The organism is Streptomyces yaizuensis, assembly GCF_034961445.1.
Taxonomy (GTDB): Bacteria; Actinomycetota; Actinomycetes; order Streptomycetales; family Streptomycetaceae; genus Streptomyces; species Streptomyces yaizuensis.
This window is the reverse complement of sequence record NZ_BSBI01000002.1, coordinates 442,578-465,652: the sequence shown is the minus strand read 5'-3', so window position 1 is coordinate 465,652 and position 23,075 is coordinate 442,578. Positions and strand designations below refer to the sequence as shown.

Sequence of the window (23,075 nt, the reverse complement as noted above, 5' to 3'; positions counted from 1 at the left end):
TCCGGCCCGGGGCCGGCGCGCGGGGTCACGGGCGCGGACGTACGGTGGCGGGGCACCGGCCTGTGACGGGGCCGGAGCGGTACGCGGCGGAGCCGTGCGGCCCCGCCGCTGCCGTACCCGCCGGGCCGGGCCCTGCCACCGGGACGTACCGGTAACCGTTACAGGTATGTCCCGGCGCCCCGGCCGCCCCGGGCACTCACGCCTCGCGCGTGCCCTCGTACATCTCGTCGATGAGGTGCCGGAACTGCCGCTCCACCGCCGGCCGCTTCAGCTTGAGGCTCGGGGTGAGATCGCCGTGCTCCACGTCCAGATCGCGGGGGAGCAGCCGGAACTTCTTGATCGTCTGCCAGCGCTGGAGCCCGCCGTTGACCCGGTCCACATAGCCCTGGATCAGCTCACGGGTGGCGGGGGCGGCCACCACCTCCGCGTACGGCTTGCCGCCCATGCCCTGCTCCTCGGCCCAGCCGAGCAGGGTGGGCCCGTCCAGCGCGATCAGCGCCGTGCAGAAGTTGCGGTCCGCGCCGATGACGACGATGTTCGAGGCGAAGGGGCAGGCCGCCTTGAACTGGATCTCGACCTCCGTGGGGGCGATGTACTTGCCGCCCGAGGTCTTGATCAGGTCCTTCTTGCGGTCGGTGATCCGCAGATAGCCGTCGGGGGAGAGTTCGCCGATGTCCCCCGTGTGCAGCCAGCCGTCCTCCTCCAGCACCTCGGCGGTCTTCTCGGGCTGTCCGTGGTACCCCTGCATGATCCCGGGGCCGCGGAGCAGGACCTCGCCGTCGTCGGCGATCCGCACCTCCGTGCCGGGGAGGGGCTTGCCGACCGTGCCGGTGCGGTACGCCTCGCCCGGGTTGACGAAGGACGCGGCGCTCGACTCGGTCAGCCCGTACCCCTCCAGGATGTGGATCCCCGCGCCGGAGAAGAAGTAGCCGATCTCGGGCGAGAGGGCGGCGGAACCGGAGACGGCCGCCCGCAGCCGGCCGCCGAACGCCTCCCGCAGCTTGGAGTAGACGAGCGCGTCGGCGATCTTGTGCTGGGCGCCCAGCCGGAACGGCACGGTGCGGCTGCCCGTACGGCGGAAGTTGTCCTGGCTGACCTTGGCGTACTCGCGCGCCACCCCGGCCGCCCAGCGGAAGATCTTGTACTTGGCGCCGCCGCCGGCCCGCGCCTTGGCGGCCACCCCGTTGTAGACCTTCTCGAAGATCCGGGGCACGGCGGCCATGTAGGTGGGCTGGACGACCGGCAGATTCTCGATGATCTTGTCGATGCGGCCGTCGACGGCGGTCACATGGCCGACCTCGATCTGCCCGGACGTCAGCACCTTGCCGAAGACGTGGGCGAGCGGCAGCCACAGGTACTGCACGTCGTCCTTGCCGACCAGCCCGGTCTGGGCGATCGCCTTGGCCATGTAAGACCAGTTGTCGTGGGGCAGCCGTACGCCCTTGGGGCGGCCGGTGGTGCCCGAGGTGTAGATCAGGGTCGCCAGCTGGTCGGCGGTGATCGCCCCGATCCGCTCCTTGACGGCAGCCGGGCGGGTCTCCAGGTGCGCGGCGCCGCGCTTCTCCAGCTCGGCCAGGGTGAGCACCCAGCCCTCGGGGTCGCCCTCGGCGGGCTCGACACCCGTGGCGTCGATGACGACGACGTGTTGCAGCTCGGGCAGCTCGGTGCGGTGCTCCCGCGCCTTCGCGAGCTGCACCGCGTCCTCCGCGATCAGCACCTTGCTGGCCGAGTCGGAGAGGATGAACGCGGACTCCTCGGCATTGGTCGAGGGGTAGATGGTGGTGGTGGCACCGCCCGCGCACATCACCCCGAGATCGCTGAGGATCCACTCGACGCGGGTGGCGGCCAGGAGCGCGACCCGGTCCTCGGGGCCGATCCCGAGGCCGATCAGACCGGCGGCGATGGCGTAGACCCGCTCCGCGGTCCCGCCCCAGCTCAGTGACTTCCACTCGTCCGGACCCTGGCCGGAGGCGGACGGCACCGGATAGCGGAACGCCTCGGCGTCCGGGGTGGCCGACACGCGCTCGGTGAAGAGGGCCGCCACGGAGGGCGGGCGGTTCTCGATCAGGGTCTGTGTGTCGGTCACGACATCCTCCGGGCCTGCGGCAGCACTGCACGACTGGCGGTTTAAAACTGGCGAGTAACCATCGAGCCGTGATCAGGGTAGAGGGCCCTGTCCCGGTGCGTAAGGGTCTGTGGACCCCCGCTTCGGAAACGGGGGACGGCTTCCCGCCGGGAGCCGGGCGCCGACACCCGGCGGAGCGGCGCCTTCCCGGCGCCGCTCCCTCGTACCCGACTTACTACTTGTTACTACTTATTACTTCTCGTCACTTCTCGTTACTTCTTGCTCTTGCCGTCCTCGTCGCTGGAGAGCACCGCGATGAACGCCTCCTGCGGCACCTCGACGCTGCCGACCATCTTCATCCGCTTCTTGCCTTCCTTCTGCTTCTCCAGCAGCTTCCGCTTACGGGAGATGTCACCGCCGTAGCACTTGGCGAGGACGTCCTTGCGGATGGCGCGGATGGTCTCGCGGGCGATCACCCGGGAGCCGATGGCGGCCTGGATCGGCACCTCGAACGCCTGCCGGGGGATGAGTTCCCGCAGCTTGGCGACGAGCCGGACACCGTAGGCGTACGCGGCGTCCTTGTGCGTGATCGCGGAGAAGGCGTCGACCTTGTCGCCGTGGAGCAGGATGTCCACCTTGACCAGGCTGGACGCCTGCTCGCCGGTGGGCTCGTAGTCGAGGGACGCGTAACCGCGGGTCTTCGACTTCAGCTGGTCGAAGAAGTCGAAGACGATCTCCGCGAGGGGCAGGGTGTAGCGGATCTCGACCCGGTCCTCGGAGAGGTAGTCCATGCCGAGCATGGTGCCCCGGCGGCTCTGGCACAGCTCCATGATCGAGCCGATGAACTCGCTGGGCGCCAGGACGGTCGCGCGGACCACCGGCTCGTACACCTCCGCGATCTTCCCCTCGGGGAACTCGCTCGGGTTGGTCACCGTGTGCTCGGTGCCGTCCTCCATGATCACGCGGTAGACCACGTTGGGGGCGGTGGCGATCAGGTCGAGACCGAACTCGCGCTCCAGCCGCTCCCGGACCACGTCCAGGTGGAGCAGGCCGAGGAAGCCGACGCGGAAACCGAAGCCGAGCGCGGCCGAGGTCTCCGGCTCGTACACCAGCGCGGCGTCGTTGAGCTGGAGCTTGTCCAGGGCCTCCCGCAGCTCGGGGTAGTCCGAGCCGTCCAGCGGGTACAGGCCCGAGAACACCATCGGCTTCGGGTCCTTGTAGCCGCCCAGCGCCTCGGTGGCGCCCTTGCTCTGCTGGGTGATGGTGTCGCCGACCTTGGACTGGCGGACGTCCTTCACACCGGTGATCAGATAGCCGACCTCGCCCACGCCCAGCCCGTCGGCCGCCAGCATCTCGGGCGAGTTGGTGCCGATCTCCAGCAGCTCGTGCGTGGCGCCGGTGGACATCATCCGGATCCGCTCGCGCTTGCCGAGGGTGCCGTCGACGACCCGGACATAGGTCACGACGCCCCGGTAGGAGTCGTAGACCGAGTCGAAGATCATGGCGCGGGCGGGCGCGTCGGCGACGCCGACGGGCGCGGGCACCTCGCGGACCACCCGGTCGAGCAGCGCCTCGACGCCGAGGCCGGTCTTGGCGGAGACCCGCAGCACGTCCTCGGGCTCGCAGCCGACCAGGTTCGCCAGCTCCTCGGCGAACTTCTCCGGCTGGGCGGCCGGAAGGTCGATCTTGTTGAGCACCGGGACGATGGTGAGGTCGTTCTCCATCGCCAGGTAGAGGTTGGCGAGGGTCTGGGCCTCGATGCCCTGGGCCGCGTCCACCAGCAGGACCGTGCCCTCGCAGGCGGCCAGGGAACGGGAGACCTCATAGGTGAAGTCCACGTGCCCAGGGGTGTCGATCATGTTCAGGATGTGGGTCCGGCCCTGGCCTTCCCCCTCGGTGGGGGCCCAGGGCAGCCGGACGGCCTGAGACTTGATCGTGATGCCACGCTCGCGCTCGATGTCCATCCGGTCGAGGTACTGCGCGCGCATCTGCCGCTGCTCGACCACACCGGTCAGCTGGAGCATCCGGTCGGCAAGCGTCGACTTGCCGTGGTCGATGTGCGCGATGATGCAGAAATTGCGGATCAGAGCCGGGTCGGTACGGCTCGGCTCGGGCACGTTGAGAGGAGTCGCGGGCACGCAGGGTCCTGATTCTTGAGACGCGGGGCGTCTCGTCTCGGGCGATGGCGGATCGATACGTAGCCTCCATCGTCCCACGGGCGCGGGACTGCGACCGGTTTGGGCCGTCGGGAGAGCTGCTGGTAGCGTAGACAGCTGTGTCTCGTGTCGTGGTACCTGCCAGGTGCACGGGACATACCTCAGAGATCATTCGAAGCTGAAAAGGCTCTTTCGTGGCGAACATCAAGTCCCAGATCAAGCGGAACAAGACGAACGAGAAGGCGCGCCTGCGCAACAAGGCCGTCAAGTCGTCGCTCAAGACCGCGATCCGCAAGGCCCGTGAGGCCGTCGCAGCCGGTGACGTCGAGAAGGCCACCGCGGCCACTCGCGAGGCCACCCGCAAGCTCGACAAGGCCGTCTCGAAGGGTGTCATCCACAAGAACGCCGCCGCCAACAAGAAGTCGGCGCTGGCCTCCAAGGTCGCCACCCTGCAGGGCTGAGCACTTCCGCGGTGGCTCCGGGGGTGACCCCGGAATCCGGCGACGGTCCGCGAGGACCGGCCCGCCGGGCCACTTGATCGCCGTACGGATCCGAGCGGGCCCTCTCTCATCCGCTCCCCGTCCGGCATGACCGGACTCGCACTTGGACCTGCGTTCGCCACGCGGGTGCGAGCCCACCCAGCGGTACCTCTCCGAGGCCCCGGCCCCGTTCCCCGTCCGCCCTTCCCCAGGGCGAGCGGGAAGCGGCGACCGGGGCCTTCGGTATGTCCGGACGGACACGGGCGGCGACGCCCGGGGCTGCGGCGGGGCACTCCGCTTCCGGACGCACCCGACCGGGCCCGACCGGACCGGATCCCTGCCCGCCGGAGACGGAGACGGAGACCGCGCCCGGCGGCCCCGGCCCGCCCCGAACGGCTCAAGGGCGGCGCACGACGACTCCCGGGGCCCGGGGCCGAACACACCGAACCGGACCCGGCCCGACCTGCCCGGATCCGACCTGCCCCCGCCGCCGGACACGAAGACGGCCGCACCGGCCGTGCAACGGCTGCGGAAGGGCCCGGACCCGGGCAGACGCAGACCGGGAACGGCCCGGCCCGAGCCTCCGGCCGCCGCCGGGCAGGAGCCGGGCAGGGCGGACTGCCCGGAAACCCAGGAACCGGCCGGTACGGACCGCTCCGGCTCGGCACCGGCAGGGACCCGGCCCCGGAGCGGAGCATCCCGCGTCGGCCACGGGCTGCACCGCAGGGGGCGCAGGCCGTACGACCCAGGTCAGGGCCACCCGACCCTGGTCAGGAGCACCCGGCTCGGGTCAGGGCCACCCGGCCCGGCCGGAACCGTCCCGGACGGCTCAGCGGCGGGAACGGGCCGCGCGGGCGATGGTGACGACGGCCTTCTCCAGCGTGTACTCCGGATCGTCCCCTCTCCCCTTCACACCCGCGTCGGCCTCGGCGACCGCCCGCAGCGCGACCGCGACCCCGTCCGGGGTCCAGCCCCGCATCTGCTGCCGCACCCGGTCGATCTTCCAGGGGGGCATCCCCAGCTCACGCGCCAGATCGGCCGGACGGCCGCCCCGCGCGGAGGAGAGCTTGCCGATCGCCCGCACCGCCTGCGCCAGCGCGCTGGTGATCAGCACGGGGGCGACCCCCGTGGACAGCGACCATCGCAGCGCCTCCAGTGCCTCGGCGGCCCGGCCCTCCACCGCCCGGTCGGCGACGGTGAAGCTGGACGCCTCGGCGCGGCCCGTGTAGTAGCGCCCCACGACGGCCTCGTCGATCGTGCCCTCGACGTCGGCCGTCAGCTGCGAGACCGCGCTCGCCAGCTCCCGCAGATCGCTGCCGATCGAGTCCACGAGCGCCTGGCAGGCCTCGGGCGTCGCGGACCGGCTCAGCGCCCGGAACTCGGACCGGACGAAGGTCAGCCGCTCCGCCGGCTTCGTCGTCTTGGGACAGGCGACCTCCCGGGCCCCCGCCTTGCGCGCGGCGTCCAGCAGCCCCTTGCCCTTCGCCCCGCCGGGGTGGACGAAGACGAGCGTGATCTCCTCGGCCGGTGCCGTGAGATACCCCTTGACGTCCTTGATCGTGTCGGCGGACAGATCCTGCGCGTTCCGCACGATGACGACCTTGCGCTCCGCGAAGAGCGAGGGGCTCGTCAGCTCCGCGAGGGTGCCGGGCTGCAACTGGTCGGCGGTGAGGTCGCGGATGTCCGTGTCGGGGTCGGCGGCCCGCGCGGCCGCCACCACCTGCCGGACCGCGCGGTCGAGAAGCAGATCCTCCTGGCCCACGGCGAGGGTGACGGGGGCGAGCGGATCGTCGGTCGAATTCTTCCTGGTGGCCATCGCGTCCAGCATCCCACGGGCCACGGACACTCCCGTCCGTGCCGGAGAATGAGCGGATGAGTGAAGGACGTCATGTACTGGTACTGCCCGACCGCGACGCCGCCGAGGACGTGGCGCGGGAGCTGGCGGACCGCTTCGGGGTCACCGACGAGCCCCAGCTCCTCCGGGACGCGCTGGCGGGCGAGGACGATGCCGAGGACGCCCAGTGGCTGGTCGTCGTGGAGGACCCGGCGGAGCGTCTGGACCCCGCCGCGCTCGACGGCTTCGCGGCCGAGTTCGACGGCTGGCTGGAGACGCCGTAGCCCCCTCGGTCCGGCCGCCGGTGCCCCTCTCCCCCGGATCGGGCCGCGGGCCCTGTCTCCCGGAACGGGTGCGGCCGCGGGCGTCCACCACCTACCGTGGCGATCATGAGTGACCCGAATCCGAACCCCGCGCCGTCCCGGACACCGGAGCAGCGCAAGCGGGACGTCCTGGCCCGGCTCGACGGCGATGTGGACCTCTGGGTGGCGACCGCCTCCTCCACCGGTGCGCCGACCATGGTGCCGCTGTCGTTCCTGTGGCACGGGGGCGCCCTGCTGATGTCCACCCGCCGGACGAACCCGACCGCGCGCAACGTGGCCCCGTCCGGGCCCATGGTGGTCTCGCTGGGGCAGACCCGGGACGTGGTGCTGATCGAGGGCACGGCGGAGGTGGTGGAGAGCGCCGCCCTGGACCGGGAGGCCGGCGAGGCCTTCGTCGCGAAGATGGACGGCTGGGACCCGCGTACCACCCCGCCCTGGGTGTTCATCCGGCTCACCCCCGACTCCATGAAGGCGTGGCGGGAGGAGAACGAGCTGGGGACGCGGCAGCTGATGCGTGCCGGGGCCTGGCTCGTCTGACGGTGGCCCGCCTCCGCCTGTCCCCGGGGAGGCGGAGGTCCGGTCGCTCCGTGCGCTCCGGTCATTGTGTGAGCTGTGGGCGCTCCGGGCGGCCGGGTCGCCGTCGGCGTTCCGACGGCTCCGGTCCGCGCGCGGGTCGCCCCGGCGGACATGCGCCCGCAGCCCCGGGCCCGTCCCGGTGACCGCGATCGGCCCGTGCCGGTCCGTGCGGAGCACCAGCGCTCCCCCGGCCCTCAGCGCCGCCTCGGTCGCCGGGGCGGGGTGCCCGTAGAGGTTGTCCCGGCCGGAGGAGATCAGGGCCATCCGGGGGCGCACGGCCTGCGGCAGCCCGGGATGCTGATGCGCTGAGCCGTGGTGGGCGACCTTCAGCACATCCACCCGGGGCAGTGCCGGGTGGGCCAGCAGCAGCCCGCGCTGTGCGGGTGGTTCGAGATCTCCCGGCAGCAGCAGGGTGGGGCCGCCGCCGACGCGTACGAGCAGGGTCACGCTGGCGTCGTTGGGCTCGACCGGCGGCTCCCCGCCGTATCCGCCCACCGGGGCGGGAACCTCACCGGGAGCCGGGCCGGCTGCCGGACCTCCGGCCGGTCCCCCGGGCGGTGCGGCGGGCCGCGCGGCGGGCCAGAGGATCCGCCAGTCGAGCCGCCCCAGCCTGCGGCGCTCGCCCGGCACGGCCCGGACCAGGGGCACTCCCGCCCGCGCGACCGTTCTGCGGACGAACGCACTCTGCTCGGGCGGCTCGTCCAGCGTCGTCGTCTGCACGGCGCCCACCTGCCGGCCCCGGAGCACCCCGGGCAGGCCCCGGATGTGGTCCGCGTGGAAATGGGTCAGGACGACCAGCGGGATGCGGGTGACCCCCAGCTCCCGCAGACAGCGGTCCACGGGCTCCGGGTCGGGCCCGGCGTCCACCACGACGGCCCTGCCCGTGCCGTCCCCGGCTGCCAGCACGGCGGCGTCCCCCTGCCCGACGTCGCACATGGCGAACGCCCAGCCGGGCGGCGGCCAGCCGGTGACGACCCGGGTCAGCGGGGCCGGGCGGACCACGACGAGCAGGAGCAGCAGCGCGCAGCCCGCCGCCGTCCAGGGGTGGCGGACCAGCACCCGCAACGCGAGGAGCAGCGGCACGGACACGGCGGCGAGGAGCAGCCCGCCGGACCCGCCGTCGGGCCAGTCGAGCTGGGCGCCGGGCAAGGAGGCCCCGGAACGGGCCACCGCGGCGACCCAGCCGGCGGGCCACCCCGCCGCCCAGGCCAGCAGCTCCGCCAAGGGCATCGCCACCGGGGCGGCGGCGAGCGCGGCGAAGCCGAGGACGGTCGCGGGGGCGATCGCCAGCTCGGCGATCAGATTGCACGGGACCGCCACCAGGCTGACCCGGCCCACGAGGACCGCGACGACGGGCGCGCACACCAGCTGCGCGGCCCCGGCGGCCGCCAGGACCTCGGCGAGCCTCGGGGGCACACCCCGGCGCCGCATGGCGGCGCTCCAGCCGGGAGCGACGGTGAGCAGCGCACCGGTGGCCAGCACGGAGAGCAGGAAGCCGGGGCTCCGGGAGAGGCCGGGCTGGAAGAGGACCAGCAGCAGGACGGCGGCGGCCAGCGCGGGCAGCAGCGATCTGCGCCGTCCGGTGCCGATGGCGAGGAGGGTGATCGCGCCGCAGGCCGCCGCCCTCAGCACGCTGGGCTCGGGCCTGCACACGATCACGAAGGCCAGGGTCAGGGCACCGCCGAGGAGGGCGGTGCCCCGCAGGCTGATGCCCAGCCGGGGTGCGAGGCCGCCCCGCTCCGCCCGCCCTGCTCGGCCCGGTGGCCCGATCAGCAGGATCAGCACGATCGAGAGGTTGCTCCCGGAGACGGCGAGCACATGGGTGAGGTCCGTGGCCTGGAAGGCTTCCCGCAGCTCCGGGGTGATCCGGGAGGTGTCGCCGACGACCAGCCCGGGGAGCAGTGCGCGGGCGTCCGGTGCGAGTCCTTCCGACGCGTCGCGCAGGCCCGCGCGCAGCTTTCCCGCGGCGCGCTGCACGGTGGTCGGCAGCCCGGTGATCTCGGGGGCGCCGTCCCGCACCCTCAGCTCGGCGGCGTACCGGTCGCCGCCGTGCGCGGGCGGGGCGAGCCGGCCCGTCAGCCGGAGCCGGGTCGAGGGCAGCAGCCGCTGCCACCGCTCCGGCGAGGTCCGGGGTGTCTCCGGCCGGACCACGACCCGTATCGGGGTCCGGATCCGGGTGGCCGTGCCGTCCGCCGTCGCGACCCGCGTCGCCTCGGCGTCGAAGAGGAGGATGCCCGGGGCCGACCGGTCCCCGGTCATCCCCGGGGTGGTGAGCCGGACATCGGAGGTGATCGTCAGTTCCAGGGTGGCGTGTGCGTACCGCTCGGCGAGCGGGGGCACCGGCCCCCGGCGCAGGTCGTCTCCGTACAGGCCGCCGGTGACGGCTCCGGCAGCGGCGCAGAGCAGCACGGCCGCGAGCGCCACGGTCTGGCCGGGGCCCGCCCGTCCCACAGCCCGTGTCCGCGATCCCTCCCGTCGCCCCTCTCCCCGGCCGCCGGCCCGGTCCGTCCCTTCCGGCCTGTCGGCCTGCTCCGCCCTTTCCGGCCCACCGGTCCGGTCCTCCCCGGCCGGCCCATCAGCCCGGCCCCCTTCCCGTCCGCCGGGTGTCCTCCGCCCCTGCGGCTTCGATGCCCGCGGCTGCGATGCCTGCGGCGCCCTCGGCGCCCACGGCCCTTTCTGCCTCGCCGAACCATCCGCTGCACCTGACCGGTCCCGCGCGTTCCACCCGTTCCATCCGCTCCGTCCGCTCCGTCGGTCCTGTCCGTCGAGACCGATCCGCCTGTCCGCGCCGCCCAGCCCATGGGGTCCATCAGCCTCATCGAGCACACCGGGCGCAGCTACCCTGTCCGCCCCGCCGCACAGGTGCGGCCGCCCGTCGGGCTCGCTCGCCCCTCCCGGCCTGCCGGACTCCTCCCGCCCATCCGGTTCGGCCGTCTCATGATTCCCGTGGTTCCCGTGGTTCCCGTGGTTCCTGTCGATCTCACCGGACCCATCGGACCGGACCCGTCCTCCCGCCCCTCTCCGCTCATCCGGGCGGTCGCGCCCGGCCGGCCCTCGCGACTCGGGGTACCGACCGGCCCCTTCGGGCCCGCCCGGCCTGGTGGCCCCCGGTGGAGACCTTCGGGCACTCCCCCGTACCCCGGTGGCGGCCGGCACGCCGTCGGGCTCGCGCGCCGACCCCTGGTGACGAAGTGTCACCACCTCGCACGGCGCCCGGCGGTGGCGTACCACCCTCGCCGCCGGGGCGGCCAGGAGAAGGAGGAGCGCCAGGGCGGCGCAGAGCGCGGCGGCGCCTGTCGTCCACTGGCCCGGGGCGGTCACGGCGAGGGCGGATGCGAGCCACGCGGCCAGGGCCGGGGGCACCAGCCGCAGATCGGGTGGGCCTTCCTCGTGGGGATCCACCGGCTCCGGAGAGTGCGCGGAGGAGCCGTGCGGCTTCTCCGGGCGCACGCCGGGGTGTGCCGCCGTCATGGACGGACCAGCTGCCGGAGGTCCGCGAACCGGCGGTCGCCGATCCCCCGCACATCGCGGAGCTGGTCGACGGAGCGGAATCCGCCGAGCCGGGTGCGGTGGTCGATGATGTGCCGCGCGAGGACCGGGCCGACCCCGGGCAGGGCGTCGAGCTGGTCCGCCGTGGCCGTGCTGAGGCTCAGCTGTCCCGGCGGCCGGATCTCGCCCTGCACCCCGGCCGGCGCACCGCCGGGCGGCTGCGGGGGCGCGCTGACACCCACCACGATGTGCTCGCCGTCGGTCAGGACCCGGGCCCGGTTGAGGCCGGTCAGATCGGCGCCCCGGACCGCGCCCCCGGCTGCGGCCAGGGCGTCGGCGACCCGGGAGCCCGTGGGCAGCCGCCGCACCCCCGGCTTTCGCACCTTGCCGCTGATGTCGATGACGACCCGGCCCCCGGCCTTCCCTGCCGGGGGTGGCACCGGCCGGGGCCCGGGGCCCGCCGGGTCGTGGCGCACGGTCTCCGGGGCGCGCACCGCCTCGGGCCGGCCGGCCAGGAAGTGGTGGGCGGCGAGGGCCACGGCGACCGCCAGGACGACGGCCAGGGCGGCGAGCGTCCTGGGCGCGAGCCCGCAGCGGATGCGCACCCACAAGGCCGCCCGCTCCCCGAGGGAGACCCATCGGCGCCCGGCGCCCTCCTGCGGAGGCGGTCCCGGATCCGCGCCCGGGGGCATGCCCGGGTGGAGTGCCGGGCTCCCCTCCCTGTCCCGGGAGACGGCCGCCGCGTGTCGCACGGCGTGATCGGCGGATTGCCGTGGTGCCGCGCCGGCGGGGTGGCCGGCGGGATATCGGACCGTCCTGGCGGCCGGAGCGACCGGCCGGTGTCTCCCGCGTACGCGCGGCGACGGCCGGGCCGGTAAGCGGACCCTGCCGGGTCCCGTGCCCGCCCCGTACCGGGTGCGGACGCGGCTGTCGGAGGCCGGGGCACGGCCCGGCCCGCTGGTCGCGGAACGTGATCGAAGAGCCATGGACAGGACGGTAGGCACATCCACCCGAACCCGCTGAGCCGAGCTGATTTCCGTGGACAACTGCCCCGTTGTGGATAACCCGGTCACTCGTGCGGGTGAAAACCGTGTCGGCGCGAGGAGTTCCCACAGCCCGTTCCGGCGCGTTCCGGCCCGTGGCACGACCTCGGACTCCCGCCGGGCCGGGCCGTGCGCCCCGGCACCGCGTTCCTCCCCGGATTGCACCCGGTGGCGCCCCGAGCGGCCCGGCTCCCCAGCCCGGGCCGACGCGGCCCGGGGGAAGAGCAGGGCCTCCCGGTCAGCGCGGCGAGATCACGGCCCCGAGGAGCCCGGGCCCCGTGTGCGCCCCGATCACCGCGCCCACTTCGCTGACATGCAGGTCGACCAGGCCGGGAACCCGCTCGCGCAACCGCTCGGCCAGGGCCTCCGCCCGTTCGGCCGCTGCGAGATGGTGCACGGCAATGTCCACCGCGCTCGTGCCGGCCCGTTCGACGGCGATTTCCTCCAGCCGGGCGATCGCCTTGGAAGCGGTACGGACCTTCTCCAGCAATTCGATCCGGCCGTTGTCCAGTTGCAGCAGCGGCTTGACGGCGAGCGCCGATCCGAGCAGCGCCCGCGCGGCCCCGATCCGGCCACCGCGCCGCAGATGCTCCAGGGTGTCCACATAGAAGTAGGCGGAGGTGTTGGCGGCGCGCTTCTCGGCGGCCGCGACCGCCTCGTCCAGGCTCCCGCCGGATTCGACGGTCTCGGCCGCCGCCAGGGCACAGAAGCCGAGGGCCATCGCGACCATCCCGGTGTCGACGACGCGCACCGGAACGGGGGCGTCCTTGGCGGCCAGCACGGCGGCGTCGTAGGTGCCGGAGATCTCCGCCGACAGATGCAGCGAGACGATCCCGGTGGCTCCCTCCTCGGCGCGCGCCCGGTACACAGCGGCGAAGGTCTCGGGGCTCGGCCGGGAGGTCGTCACCGGCCGCCGCCGCTGGAGCGCCTGCGCCAGCGAGCGGGCCGACACCTCCGTACCGTCCTCCAGTGCCTCGTCACCGAGGACGACGGTCAGGGGCACCGCCTCGATGCCGTGGCGGTCCATCGCCGGTTGCGGCAGATAGGCCGTGGAATCGGTGACGATCGCGACATGGCGGGACATGAGCGGGAGGTTACCGGTCCCGGGCTCCGGGCGGCAGTCCGCTCCCCGTCCCGATCCCTGCCCCTGCGGCCCACCGACGATGTCCGTCACCGTGCCGCGCCCCGCTCCCCCGGGCGGCCGCCATGCCACCGGTCCGCCCACGACCCGCCCGTACACGGCTGACCCGGCCCCCACAGGCCGGTCAGTCCGTCCGGTTCGTGCTCTCCGGTCAGTTCGTGGTCTCCGGGCGGGTGGTCTTCTTCTCCCAGGAGTACTTCATCCGCTGCTGCGGATCCCGTGCGGTGATGGCCGGGGTCTCCGCCCCGCCCGGCGCGGGAGTCTCCCGGTCCGCGCCGCCGGCCGCCGGATCGGCGGTCCGCTCCTGCCCGGGGCGCGCGGCCTCGGCCGGGGCGCCCCCCACCAGGTCCGGGTCGCTCTCCGGGTCCGCCCAGTGCCGCAGCGCGCCCGCCTCCATGTCGATCTGCTCGCTGAGCAGGTCCAGCTCGTCGTCGGCGAACCGGCGGGCCCGGTCCCGCGCCGCCCAGCGCAGGGACTCCGCCGAGTGCGTGATCCGCTCGATGCGCTCCCGCAGCACGGGCAGCCGGGAGGAGACGGAGGCCCGGTCGGGCTCCCGCTCCAGACGCTTCAGCTCGTCGTCCAGCTCGTGTCCGTGCGCGCTCAACCGCTCGAAGAGCACGAGGGACTCGGAGAGCGAGGCGTCCTGCTCGGCGCCCGCCTGGAGCGCGTCCTGCGTGGCCCGCATCGAGGTCCGCAGCTTCAGCCGCAGCTGGGCCAGCTCGGCCGCCGCGCCGCCCTGCCCATAGCTCTTGGCCCGCAGCGTGGTGTCCTCGACGGTGCGCCGCGCCTGCGTGACGGTGCGCTCCACACCCCGCTTGGCCGCCTTGACCGCCTTGGACGTCGCGTACACACCCAGCACGACCATGGCGATGAACAGCAGCGCCAGTATCGAGATCACGGCTTCCATTGGCGCCCCTTCGGCGTCGGCTGCACTGGCCGGACGGAGTTCACCGACAGTGCGTTTCCCTCCACGGTAAACGGAGCAGGCAGGCCGAGGGTTCCATCGGAACCCCCAACCTGCCCGTAGGGGAGACCCTGAGGGCGCTCCGGGTGCCCGTCGGCGCACCGGATGGCGGCCTCCGGAGAACCCCCGAAGCACCCGTCACCGTGCCGGACGGACCGCCACTGCGCCGCCCGACAGCGCGGGCGGCGCAGTGGCGTGAAACCGCTATGCCGGAACGATGTTGACCAGCTTCGGCGCGCGCACGATCACCTTGCGGATGCCCGCTCCGCCCAAGGCCGCGACGACCCCCGGATCGGCCAGCGCCAGCTCCTCCAGCTCCTTCTCCGAGATCGACGGAGCGACCTCAAGGCGTGCCTTGATCTTGCCCTTGACCTGCACCACGCAGGTGACGGACTCGTCCACGACATACGCCGGGTCGGCGACCGGGAAGTCCTGGTGCACCACGGAGCCCGTGCGGCCCAGCCGGCGCCACAGCTCCTCGGCGACGTGCGGGGCCAGCGGGGCGATCAGCAGCACTAGCGCCTCGGCCACGCTCCGGGCCAGCGGCCCGCCCGCCTTGGTCAGGTGGTTGTTCAGCTCGGTGATCTTGGCGATCGCCGTGTTGAAGCGCAGCGCCGCCAGATCCGTGCCGACGCCGTCGATCGCCTTGTGCAGGGCGCGCAGCGTGGCCTCGTCGGGCTCGCCGTCAACGACGGTGACCTCACCGGTCGACTCGTCGACAATGTTCCGCCACAGGCGCTGGAGCAGCCGGTACTGGCCGACGACGGCGCGCGTGTCCCACGGCCGGGAGACGTCCAGGGGGCCCATCGCCATCTCGTACAGGCGCAGCGTGTCCGCACCGTACTCGGCGGCGATCTCGTCCGGGGTGACGGCGTTCTTCAGGGACTTGCCCATCTTGCCCAGCTCGCGCTTGACCGGCTCGCCCGCGTACACGAACGTGCCGTCCTCGCGCTCCTCCACCTCGGTGGCGGGCACCGGGAAGCCGCGCTCGTCCCGGTAGACGTACGCCTGGATCATGCCCTGGTTGAAGAGCTTGTGGAACGGCTCCGGGGAGGAGATGTGCCCGAGGTCGAAGAGCACCTTGGACCAGAAACGGGCGTACAGCAGGTGCAGTACGGCGTGCTCGGCGCCGCCCACGTACAGGTCGACACCGCCGTGCGGCATGCCCTCGCGGGGGCCCATCCAGTACTGCTCGACGCCCGGGTCGACCAGCTGCTCGCTGTTGTGCGGGTCCAGGTAGCGCAGCTCGTACCAGCAGGATCCGGCCCAGTTGGGCATGGTGTTGGTCTCGCGGCGGTACGCGCGGGGGCCGTCGCCCAGGTCGAGGGTGACGTGGACCCACTCGTCGTTGCGGGAGAGCGGGGTCTCGGGGCGGCTGTCCGCGTCGTCCGGGTCGAAGGTGCGCGGGGAGTAGTCGTCGACCTCCGGCAGCTCCAGCGGCAGCATCGACTCCGGCAGGGCGTGTGCGACGCCGTCCTCGTCGTAGACGATCGGGAACGGCTCGCCCCAGTACCGCTGCCGGCTGAACAGCCAGTCGCGCAGGCGGTAGTTGATCGTGCCCTCGCCGATGCCGCGCGCGGTCAGCCACTCGATGATCCGGGACTTGGCCTCGGTGACGGCCAGGCCGTCCAGGGAGATCTCGTCGTTGGCGGAGTTGATGGCGGGGCCCTGGCCGGTGAAGGCCTCGCCCTCCCAGCCCGCCGGCGGCTGGACGGTGCGGATGATCGGCAGCTCGAACGCCTCGGCGAACTCCCAGTCGCGCTCGTCCTGGCCGGGTACGGCCATGATCGCGCCGGTGCCGTAGCCCATCAGGACGTAGTCGGCGACGAAGACGGGGATCCGGGTGCCCGTGACCGGGTTGACGGCGTACGCGCCGGTGAAGACGCCCGTCTTGTTCTTGTGCTCGGTCTGACGCTCGACGTCGCTCTTGGTCTGGGCCTGCTTGCGGTACGCGGCGACCGCCTCGGCCGGGGTCGCGGCACCGCCGGTCCACGCCTCGCGCACGCCCTGGGGCCACTCGGCGGGCAGAATCGAGTCGATCAGGCCGTGCTCGGGCGCCAGGACCATGTACGTCGCGCCGAACAGGGTGTCGGGGCGGGTGGTGAAGACCGTGATCCGGGCGTCCTCGCGGCCGTCGACGGTGAAGTCGACGCGCGCGCCCTCGGAGCGGCCGATCCAGTTGCGCTGCTGGAGCTTGATGGCCTCGGGCCAGTCCAGGGCGTCCAGGTCGGCCAGCAGCCGGTCGGCGTAGGCGGTGATCCGCATGTTCCACTGGCGCAGTTTGGCCTTGAAGACCGGGAAGTTGCCGCGCTCGGAGCGGCCGTCGGCGGTGACCTCCTCGTTGGCGAGCACCGTGCCCAGGCCGGGGCACCAGTTGACGGGCGCGTCCGACGCGTACGCCAGGCGGTAGCCGCCCAGCACCTCGGCGCGCTCGGCCGCGTCCAGCTCGCTCCACGCACGTCCGCCGACGCCCGGAACGGCCCGTTCACCGCTCTCGAACTGCGCCACCAGCTCCGTGACCGGCCGCGCCCGGCCCGCCGTGTCGTCGTACCAGGAGTTGAAGATCTGGAGGAAGATCCACTGGGTCCACTTGTAGTACGCGGGGTCGATCGTGGCGATCGAGCGGCGCTGGTCGTGGCCCAGGCCCAGACGGCGGAGCTGGCGCTTCATGTTCGCCATGGCGTCCTCGGTGGACACCCGGGGGTGCACTCCGGTGGCGACGGCGTGCTGCTCGGCGGGCAGGCCGAAGGCGTCAAAGCCCAGCGTGTGCAGCACGTTGTGGCCGGTCATGCGCTGGTGACGGGCGTAGACGTCGGTGGCGATGTAGCCCAGGGGGTGGCCGACGTGCAGGCCGGCGCCCGAGGGATACGGGAACATGTCCATGATGAACTTCTTGGGGCGGGCGACCACGGCCGGGTCCCCGGCGAGATCGCCGCTCGGGTTCGGCGCCTCGTAGGTGCCGTCGGCGTCCCAGAAGTCCTGCCAGCGTGCCTCGATCTCGGCGGCCAGCGCGGCCGTGTAGCGGTGGGGCGCGGCCACCTCGGCAGCGGAAGCAGCGGAATTCGTCTCGCTCATGATCCTTAAGGCTCCATCGATCGTCTCTGCCAGCGGTCAGCGGCATGGCCCACAAACAAAAGGACCCCTCACACAGGAGGGGACGCCGCGCTGATTCCGGCCGGACCTTTCATCCGCCGGGACTGATCAGCGCGGCTCGCTAAGCAGAAGGCGTACGGCACGCATGGCGTCAGGGTACCGCAGGGCGACTTTCCGCCGCGCGGGACCGGCCTGCGGGCGGCGCTGCACCGGGGCGCACGAAAACCGCCCGCCGGCGGCGGCTGCGGACGGCCGGTCGGGCCCTTCGGCGCTGTCGGCGGACACCCGGAACGGACCCGGGGCTTCCGCCACGCACCCCCCGCGCACGCCGCACCGCCCCCGGCACACCCCCGCACACCCCCGCACACCCCGGCCGAGGACAGCGGAGCAGAAGCCCACCCCTGTGTCGTACGCCACCAACTCCCCCCGCACGCCCCGCATATCGCCTGCATCCGGGGCATCCCGTACGGCGCTTTACCGCGCTCCCGCGACCTAAAGACGCAAACGCCGTACCGGTCGGTATGCGCGGACCTAGCATGCGTCGACCGGGACCGCATTTCCCGCACCCTCGGAGTCGCCGATGAACCCCCACCGAAAGAGCCGGACACCCGCCGCGCCCGCCGGCGGACTGAGCCGCCCCGTGCAGGGCGGCCTCACCGTGGCGGGCTGCGTGATCGCCCCGCTGGTCGCCGTGGGCGGCGGCGACGGCCTCCGCGCCGCGCTCGACTTCACCACCGGGGTCCTCTCCCTGGTCTCGCTGACGGCGTCCGTCGCCTGGGGGCTCGTCGCCGGTGACCGGCTGCTGCTCAGCCCACGGCAGCGGCTGCTCGCACAGGCGGTCCACCGGGTCACGGCGACGGCCGCCCTGGGCCTTCTGCTGCTCCACGCGACCGTGAAGGTCTCCCTGGGGCACGTCGGCGCGGTCGGGGCGCTGATTCCGTTCGGCCTCGGGACCACCGGCACCGCCGGGCTGATCGGCTTCGGGTCGCTGGCCGGGCTCCTCATGGTCGTGGCGGGGGCCACGGGCGCGCTGCGCAGTGCTCTGGCGGGCCACAGCAGGGCCGCCGGGCGCTGGCGGGCGCTGCACATGCTCGCGTACCCGGCGTGGTGCTTCGCGCTGATGCACGGCCTGTTCGCGGGGCGCCCGGCGGACACCTGGGTGGTCACGCTGTACTGCCTGGCGCTGCTGGGGGTGTCCGCCGCCCTGTCGCTGCGGCTGCTGCCCCGGCCGGTACGGAGGCGCATCGCGGACCGCGTCACCGCAGCCTTCGGACAGGGTGGCGGATTACGGACCGGGAACGCCGCCGTCCGCGACTCGGTGGTCTCCCTGCTGCCCGGCGCGGCGGAGTCGGCGCGGGCGGGCGGTGCGACGGATCCGGCCACTCTGGCGGATCCGTCACGGTCTGCGGACCCGCTGTGGATCGACCGGCTCGGTGGCGCTCCCCCGTGGCCCCGGCCAGGCGCCGGACCGCCTCCTTCCGCCCCACTGGAGACAGCGCGGGAGCAGCCCCGGCTCTCCGCACCGGCACCCCGGCTCTACGAGGCTCCGCCACCGTCGCACGCCACGGCGGGCCGGTCGTCCGCGCCCGGGGGGACAGGCATGTGGGCGGCATACCGGGCGGTATCCCGCGCCGGTGCGCCGTCGCCGGCCGTTCCGCCGGGTGAGGCGCCGACCGAACGCATTCCGGTGGCCGGGGACATTCCGGCCGTACGGCGGAGGACGGACCGGGAAACGACGGAGCGGAGGGCGGACCGGGAAGCAGCTGCCGAGCGGCAAACCGTCCCCGGCACGCAGGTGCGGCCGGCGCCGTCGCCACAGCCCCCGTACCGGGCACCGTCCGCCACCACGGACGGCCCCGTCCCCTTTGGCGACCGGACGGCTCCCGGGCCGCTCTTCCCGCCCCCGGCCCAAGAGCCCTGGGACACGACCGCAGGAGAACGACAGTGAACCTCCCCCTCCCCGACGTCCCCGAGGTCCGCGTCGTCGGCCTCCCCCAGCTCACCCAGGGGTTCGACCTGGTCGAACGGCTCGACCTCGCGATGCACCTCAAGGTCCACGGGCCGCTCGCCCCCTGCACCGGCGAACGGCTCGCCGCCATCGCCGAGGAGATATCCCTGCGCGGCCGGGGCGGAGCCGGATTCCCCTTCGGGCAGAAGCTGCGCGCCGTGGCCAAGGCCGCCGTCCGGCGCGGGGTGCGGCCCGTCGTCGTGGTCAACGGCAGCGAGGGGGAACCCGCCTGCCGCAAGGACACCGTGCTGCTCAACCGGGCACCGCAGCTGATCCTGGACGGCGCGCTGCTCGCGGCGGAGGCCCTCGGCGCGCGCACCCTGGTGATCGCGGTGACCCGGAACTCCACCGAGATCTCGATACGGGCGGCGCTCGCCGAGCGAGGCCTGTCCGACCGCCGCGGGCAGCCGCTGCGCGCCCGGGTGGTCCGCACCCCCGAACGGATGGTCTCCGGCGAGGCGTCGTCGGTGATCCGCGCGATCAACGGCGGTCCGGCGCTGCCACCGGGCCGCAGGGAGCGGGCGGCGGAGTCGGGCGTGGGCGGAGCACCGACACTCCTCTCCAATGCGGAAACGTTTGCGCAGCTGGCCGTTGCCGCCCGGATCGGGCCGCGCCGCTACCGCAACACCGGGACGGCCGCCGAGCCGGGCACCGTCCTTCTGACGCTCTCCGGCGCGGTGGCCCGTCCGATGGTGCTGGAGGTTCCGACCGGGGTCCCGCTGCGGTACGTCCTCGAACTCGCCGGCGCCCCGCCGGTACCCCAGGGCGTGCTCACCGGCGGCTACCACGGCAACTGGATCGACGCGTCCGGTGCCCACGATTCGATGGTTTCCCGCGAGTCGCTGGCCGCCGTCGGTGGCGCGCTCGGCGCGGGCGCGATCCTGCCGATCGGACCGGAGACCTGTCCCCTGGGCGAGGCGCTGCGGGTGGCCGACTGGCTCGCGGCGGAGACCGCCGGGCAGTGCGGGCCGTGCCGCCTGGGCCTGCCGGCCGCGGCGGGCGGCCTGGCCGATGTGATCAACGGCGGCGGCCCGGCGGCGCTGGAGGCCCTGCGCGAGGTCACCCGCGCCGTACGGGGCAGGGGCGCCTGCAAGCACCCCGACGGTTCGGCGCGCTTCTTCGCGTCCACCCTCTCCGCGTTCACGGACGACCTGGCCGCCCATGTGCTGCACGGGAGCTGCGGACGGGAGACGACCGGGGTGCTGCCGTTGCCGCTGCCCGGCTACCAGGAGGCACAGGAGTCGATCCCGAGCGGGGAGAAGATCCTCATCGACTGGACGCTCTGCCAGGGCCACGGGCTCTGCGCGGACGTCGTCCCGGAGCTGATCCGGATCAACCCCGACGGCTTTCCCTCGGTGGCCGACGCGGTGGTGCCGACCCATTTACAGGGCAAGGCGCAGCGGGCGGTACGGAGGTGTCCCGCGCTGGCGATGCGGATCGAGCGGACAGCGGGGGCGCAGGACGGCGTCCCCCGGCCGCGCCGGGCCGAGCTGCCGGTCTTCAGCCGCCGGGCGCTGGGCAGCGGGCGGGGCTGACGGCCCGGCAGGACGGCCCACGCCCGCCAGCCGTCTACCGGCCCGTCTGCCTCCCGGACAGACGAAGGCGGCGGTTCACCTGATCGGGTGAACCGCCGCCTTCTTCCTGTGGAGCTAAGGAGAATTGAACTCCTGACCTCTTGCATGCCATGCAAGCGCTCTACCAACTGAGCTATAGCCCCTTGCGAGATGTCCTCCGCCCCGGCTGTTCTCTCCGTTGCGGCGACGTGGACAACATTAACCCTGCCCCCCGTGCTTCACCAAATCCGTTTCCGGACCTGCGGTGGAGCCACTCCTGAGGGCCTGCCCCACACCCGCGAGATGTCCGGAATGCAGCCATCTGCGAGGGGGGCCGAGGGGTCGGTGGCCCAGCCCGGGACCCGCCCACCGTCGCCCTGGGCGCCGGACCCGCCGGCTCAGGCGGTGGCGAAGGAGTAGAAGCGTTTGAGGGTGCAGTGCTCGTCCAGGAGGCGGCCGTAGATCGGCTCACCCTCCAGCTCCCGGTACGTCTCGATCGGGTCGCCTTTTATGATCAGCGCCCGCGCGCACTCCTCGCACCAGTACTGGTACTCGGGGTTGATCGGATCCATGTCACGGACGATGGGCGTACCGCTGCCGCACCAGTCGCACTTACGCCTGTGTGCCCCCATCACTCAGCTCCAGCTGTGACCGCAGGACGTGCACACGTAAGAAACCCCGCCATTGTCGCCGAGGACCTGGGCGACATGCACCGAGCCGCAGGACGGGCAGCTCAGGAGGACTGTCATCGCGCCCTCCTCCCGTTCTGGCCGGCGGTCCGGTCCGGCCGTCCGATTCTGCCACGGCAGACGCTCCGGGTCAGCGGCATTGACACGAGATCGACCCTTTAAACACGAAACCCCGCCCTCTTTCGAGGACGGGATCCGGGTGATGTGTTCTGTGGAGCTAAGGAGAATTGAACTCCTGACCTCTTGCATGCCATGCAAGCGCTCTACCAACTGAGCTATAGCCCCTTGTGTTCTTCGCGCTCCGCGCTGCGAACAAGAAGAACTTTAGCCTGCGACCTGCCGGAAAGTGAAATCCGGGGCCGCGGGGCCCCGGCCGGGCCGTCGGGGGCCGGGGCAGCGGCCCGGGGAGCACCCCGGTACGGCCCCGGCCACCCGGACGGGTCAGTCGTCGTCGCCGAGGACCGGCTCGGGCAGGGTGCCCGCGTTGTGCTCCAGGAGCCGCCAGCCGCGCGCGCCCTCCCCCAGCACCGACCAGCAGCAGTTCGAGAGCCCGCCCAGGCTCTCCCAGTGCTGGGACTCCAGGCCGAGCAGCCGTCCGATGGTGGTCCGGATGGTGCCGCCGTGGCTGACCACCACCAGCGTGCCGTTCTCCGGCAGCCGCTCGGCGTGGCGCAGCACCACGGGCGCGGCCCGGTCCGCGACCTCGGCCTCCAGCTCACCGCCGCCCCGGCGCACGGGCTCGCCGCGCTTCCAGGCCGTGTACTGCTCGTTGTACCGCTCGATGATCTCCTGGTGGGTCAGCCCCTGCCAGACACCGGCCCAGGACTCGCGCAGCCCCTCGTCATGGGTGACGGGGAGACCGGTCAGCTCGGCCAGCTCGGTGGCCGTGGCGGCGGCGCGCTTGAGGTCGGAGGCGACGATCGCGTCCGGCTTCAGGAACGCCAGCAGCCGCGCCGCCCGCCGGGCCTGGGCGATGCCCGTCTCGGTCAGCGGGATGTCCGTGGTGCCCTGGAAGCGGCGCTCCAGGTTCCAGGCGGTCTGCCCGTGCCGCCACAGGACGATGCGGCGGCCGGTGCGCTTGTACGCGTCCTCGTTCAGCTCAACTCACCGTCCGGGGTGTTGCCGGTCAGTTCGGCGTGCTCCTTCGCCTTGCCCCGGGTCTTCTGCGCGTCCTCGGGCAGCGGCAGCTCGGGGCAGTCCTTCCAGAGCCGCTCCAGGGCGTAGAAGACGCGCTCCTCGCTGTGCTGGACGTGGATCACGATGTCGACGTAGTCGAGGAGGATCCAGCGGGCGTCGCGGTCGCCCTCCCGGCGGACCGGCTTGGCGCCGAGTTCCTTGCTGAGCCGCTCTTCGATCTCGTCGACGATGGACTTGACCTGGCGGTCGTTGGGCGCGGAGGCGAGCAGGAAGGCGTCGGTGATCGACAGCACGTCGCTGACGTCGTACGCGATGATGTCGTGCGCGAGTCGGTCGGCGGCCGCCTGGGCGGCGGCGTTGACGAGCTCGATGGAGCGGTCCGTAGCGGTCACAAGCAGGCTTTCGTCGGCGGTCCGATGTCTCCACCAGGGTCTCACGTGCCACCGACAGCCCTCTCCGCCGTTCCGTGCCCCGGCGCGCTCCCCCGCTGATCCACTGGCTGTCTCTGCTGGTCAGCGGGGTGTA

At 73.1% G+C, this 23,075-nt stretch carries 15 protein-coding genes, 2 tRNA genes and 1 pseudogene; 5 read left to right on the top strand and 13 right to left on the bottom strand.

All coding sequences use genetic code 11. The features are described from left to right. Window positions 1-196 precede the first annotated feature (196 nt). Both SYYSPA8_RS05790 and lepA read right to left on the bottom strand, forming a co-directional pair. A complete protein-coding gene (locus SYYSPA8_RS05790) occupies window positions 197-2,086 on the bottom strand; it encodes an AMP-dependent synthetase/ligase (RefSeq protein ID WP_323445848.1) in 1,890 nt (629 codons plus the stop codon). A 251-nt stretch (window positions 2,087-2,337) separates the two neighbouring features. Continuing rightward, on the bottom strand, window positions 2,338-4,203 hold the full coding sequence (gene lepA, locus SYYSPA8_RS05785; protein WP_323445847.1) for a translation elongation factor 4: 1,866 nt from the start codon (window positions 4,201-4,203) through the stop codon (window positions 2,338-2,340). Window positions 4,204-4,415: 212 nt separating this feature from the next. Between lepA and rpsT the strand changes: the two genes are divergently transcribed. Then, complete coding sequence (gene rpsT / locus SYYSPA8_RS05780; protein WP_323445846.1) at window positions 4,416-4,682, top strand: 30S ribosomal protein S20; 267 nt, start codon at window positions 4,416-4,418, stop codon at window positions 4,680-4,682. Window positions 4,683-5,529: 847 nt separating this feature from the next. On the opposite strand, the gene holA is transcribed toward rpsT, so the two are convergent. Further along, window positions 5,530-6,516: a DNA polymerase III subunit delta gene (gene holA, locus SYYSPA8_RS05775; RefSeq protein WP_323445845.1), complete on the bottom strand. Its 987-nt coding sequence runs from the start codon at window positions 6,514-6,516 to the stop codon at window positions 5,530-5,532. Window positions 6,517-6,572: 56 nt separating this feature from the next. Here holA and SYYSPA8_RS05770 point away from each other — a divergent pair, with 56 nt between their 5' ends. Together SYYSPA8_RS05770 and SYYSPA8_RS05765 are read left to right on the top strand one after the other, a co-directional pair. Further along, the gene (locus SYYSPA8_RS05770; protein ID WP_323445844.1) at window positions 6,573-6,818 is read left to right on the top strand and encodes a hypothetical protein; all 246 of its coding nucleotides are present in this window, start codon (window positions 6,573-6,575) and stop codon (window positions 6,816-6,818) included. A gap of 105 nt (window positions 6,819-6,923) precedes the next feature. Next, window positions 6,924-7,394: a pyridoxamine 5'-phosphate oxidase family protein gene (locus SYYSPA8_RS05765; protein ID WP_323445843.1), complete on the top strand. Its 471-nt coding sequence runs from the start codon at window positions 6,924-6,926 to the stop codon at window positions 7,392-7,394. 153 nt (window positions 7,395-7,547) lie between these two features. Here the strand turns inward: SYYSPA8_RS05765 and SYYSPA8_RS05760 are convergent. The 5 genes and pseudogenes from SYYSPA8_RS05760 to leuS all read right to left on the bottom strand — a co-directional run. Continuing rightward, window positions 7,548-9,884: pseudogene (locus tag SYYSPA8_RS05760) on the bottom strand (ComEC/Rec2 family competence protein); the annotation flags it as partial. Between the two features lie 1,016 nt (window positions 9,885-10,900). Then, complete coding sequence (locus SYYSPA8_RS05755; RefSeq protein ID WP_323446322.1) at window positions 10,901-11,527, bottom strand: ComEA family DNA-binding protein; 627 nt, start codon at window positions 11,525-11,527, stop codon at window positions 10,901-10,903. A 676-nt stretch (window positions 11,528-12,203) separates the two neighbouring features. Then, complete coding sequence (locus SYYSPA8_RS05750) at window positions 12,204-13,049, bottom strand: DegV family protein (RefSeq protein ID WP_323445842.1); 846 nt, start codon at window positions 13,047-13,049, stop codon at window positions 12,204-12,206. A 208-nt stretch (window positions 13,050-13,257) separates the two neighbouring features. Beyond that, window positions 13,258-14,013: a hypothetical protein gene (locus tag SYYSPA8_RS05745; protein WP_323445841.1), complete on the bottom strand. Its 756-nt coding sequence runs from the start codon at window positions 14,011-14,013 to the stop codon at window positions 13,258-13,260. Window positions 14,014-14,274: 261 nt separating this feature from the next. Continuing rightward, a complete protein-coding gene (gene leuS / locus SYYSPA8_RS05740) occupies window positions 14,275-17,145 on the bottom strand; it encodes a leucine--tRNA ligase (RefSeq protein WP_323445840.1) in 2,871 nt (956 codons plus the stop codon). Between the two features lie 598 nt (window positions 17,146-17,743). Here leuS and SYYSPA8_RS05735 point away from each other — a divergent pair. Both SYYSPA8_RS05735 and SYYSPA8_RS05730 read left to right on the top strand, forming a co-directional pair. Then, entirely contained in the window at window positions 17,744-19,111 is a 1,368-nt protein-coding gene (locus SYYSPA8_RS05735; protein ID WP_323445839.1) for a hypothetical protein, read from the top strand. Continuing rightward, entirely contained in the window at window positions 19,108-20,706 is a 1,599-nt protein-coding gene (locus SYYSPA8_RS05730; RefSeq protein ID WP_323445838.1) for a ferredoxin, read from the top strand. Before SYYSPA8_RS05735 ends, SYYSPA8_RS05730 begins: the two co-directional genes overlap by 4 nt. Before the next feature lie 109 nt (window positions 20,707-20,815). Here the strand turns inward: SYYSPA8_RS05730 and SYYSPA8_RS05725 are convergent. The 5 genes from SYYSPA8_RS05725 to rsfS all read right to left on the bottom strand — a co-directional run bounded on the left by SYYSPA8_RS05725 (window position 20,816) and on the right by rsfS (window position 22,942). Then, window positions 20,816-20,888 (bottom strand) — tRNA-Ala (locus SYYSPA8_RS05725). 234 nt (window positions 20,889-21,122) lie between these two features. Further along, complete coding sequence (locus tag SYYSPA8_RS05720; protein ID WP_040916346.1) at window positions 21,123-21,356, bottom strand: hypothetical protein; 234 nt, start codon at window positions 21,354-21,356, stop codon at window positions 21,123-21,125. Window positions 21,357-21,625: 269 nt separating this feature from the next. Beyond that, window positions 21,626-21,698 (bottom strand) — tRNA-Ala (locus SYYSPA8_RS05715). A gap of 156 nt (window positions 21,699-21,854) precedes the next feature. After that, on the bottom strand, window positions 21,855-22,511 hold the full coding sequence (locus tag SYYSPA8_RS05710; protein WP_323446321.1) for a histidine phosphatase family protein: 657 nt from the start codon (window positions 22,509-22,511) through the stop codon (window positions 21,855-21,857). Continuing rightward, window positions 22,508-22,942, bottom strand: coding sequence for a ribosome silencing factor (gene rsfS / locus SYYSPA8_RS05705; protein ID WP_323445837.1), 435 nt, complete (start codon window positions 22,940-22,942; stop codon window positions 22,508-22,510). Before rsfS ends, SYYSPA8_RS05710 begins: the two co-directional genes overlap by 4 nt. Between the last annotated feature and the right edge of the window lie 133 nt (window positions 22,943-23,075).

Coding starts and splice junctions, on each gene's coding strand:
- SYYSPA8_RS05770 (WP_323445844.1), top strand. CDS start 6,573: ATGAGTGAAGGACGTCATGTACTGGTACTGCCCGACCGCGACGCCGCC.
- SYYSPA8_RS05745 (WP_323445841.1), bottom strand. CDS start 14,013: ATGGAAGCCGTGATCTCGATACTGGCGCTGCTGTTCATCGCCATGGTC.
- SYYSPA8_RS05735 (WP_323445839.1), top strand. CDS start 17,744: ATGAACCCCCACCGAAAGAGCCGGACACCCGCCGCGCCCGCCGGCGGA.
- leuS (WP_323445840.1), bottom strand. CDS start 17,145: ATGAGCGAGACGAATTCCGCTGCTTCCGCTGCCGAGGTGGCCGCGCCC.
- SYYSPA8_RS05750 (WP_323445842.1), bottom strand. CDS start 13,049: ATGTCCCGCCATGTCGCGATCGTCACCGATTCCACGGCCTATCTGCCG.
- SYYSPA8_RS05720 (WP_040916346.1), bottom strand. CDS start 21,356: ATGGGGGCACACAGGCGTAAGTGCGACTGGTGCGGCAGCGGTACGCCC.
- holA (WP_323445845.1), bottom strand. CDS start 6,516: ATGGCCACCAGGAAGAATTCGACCGACGATCCGCTCGCCCCCGTCACC.
- SYYSPA8_RS05765 (WP_323445843.1), top strand. CDS start 6,924: ATGAGTGACCCGAATCCGAACCCCGCGCCGTCCCGGACACCGGAGCAG.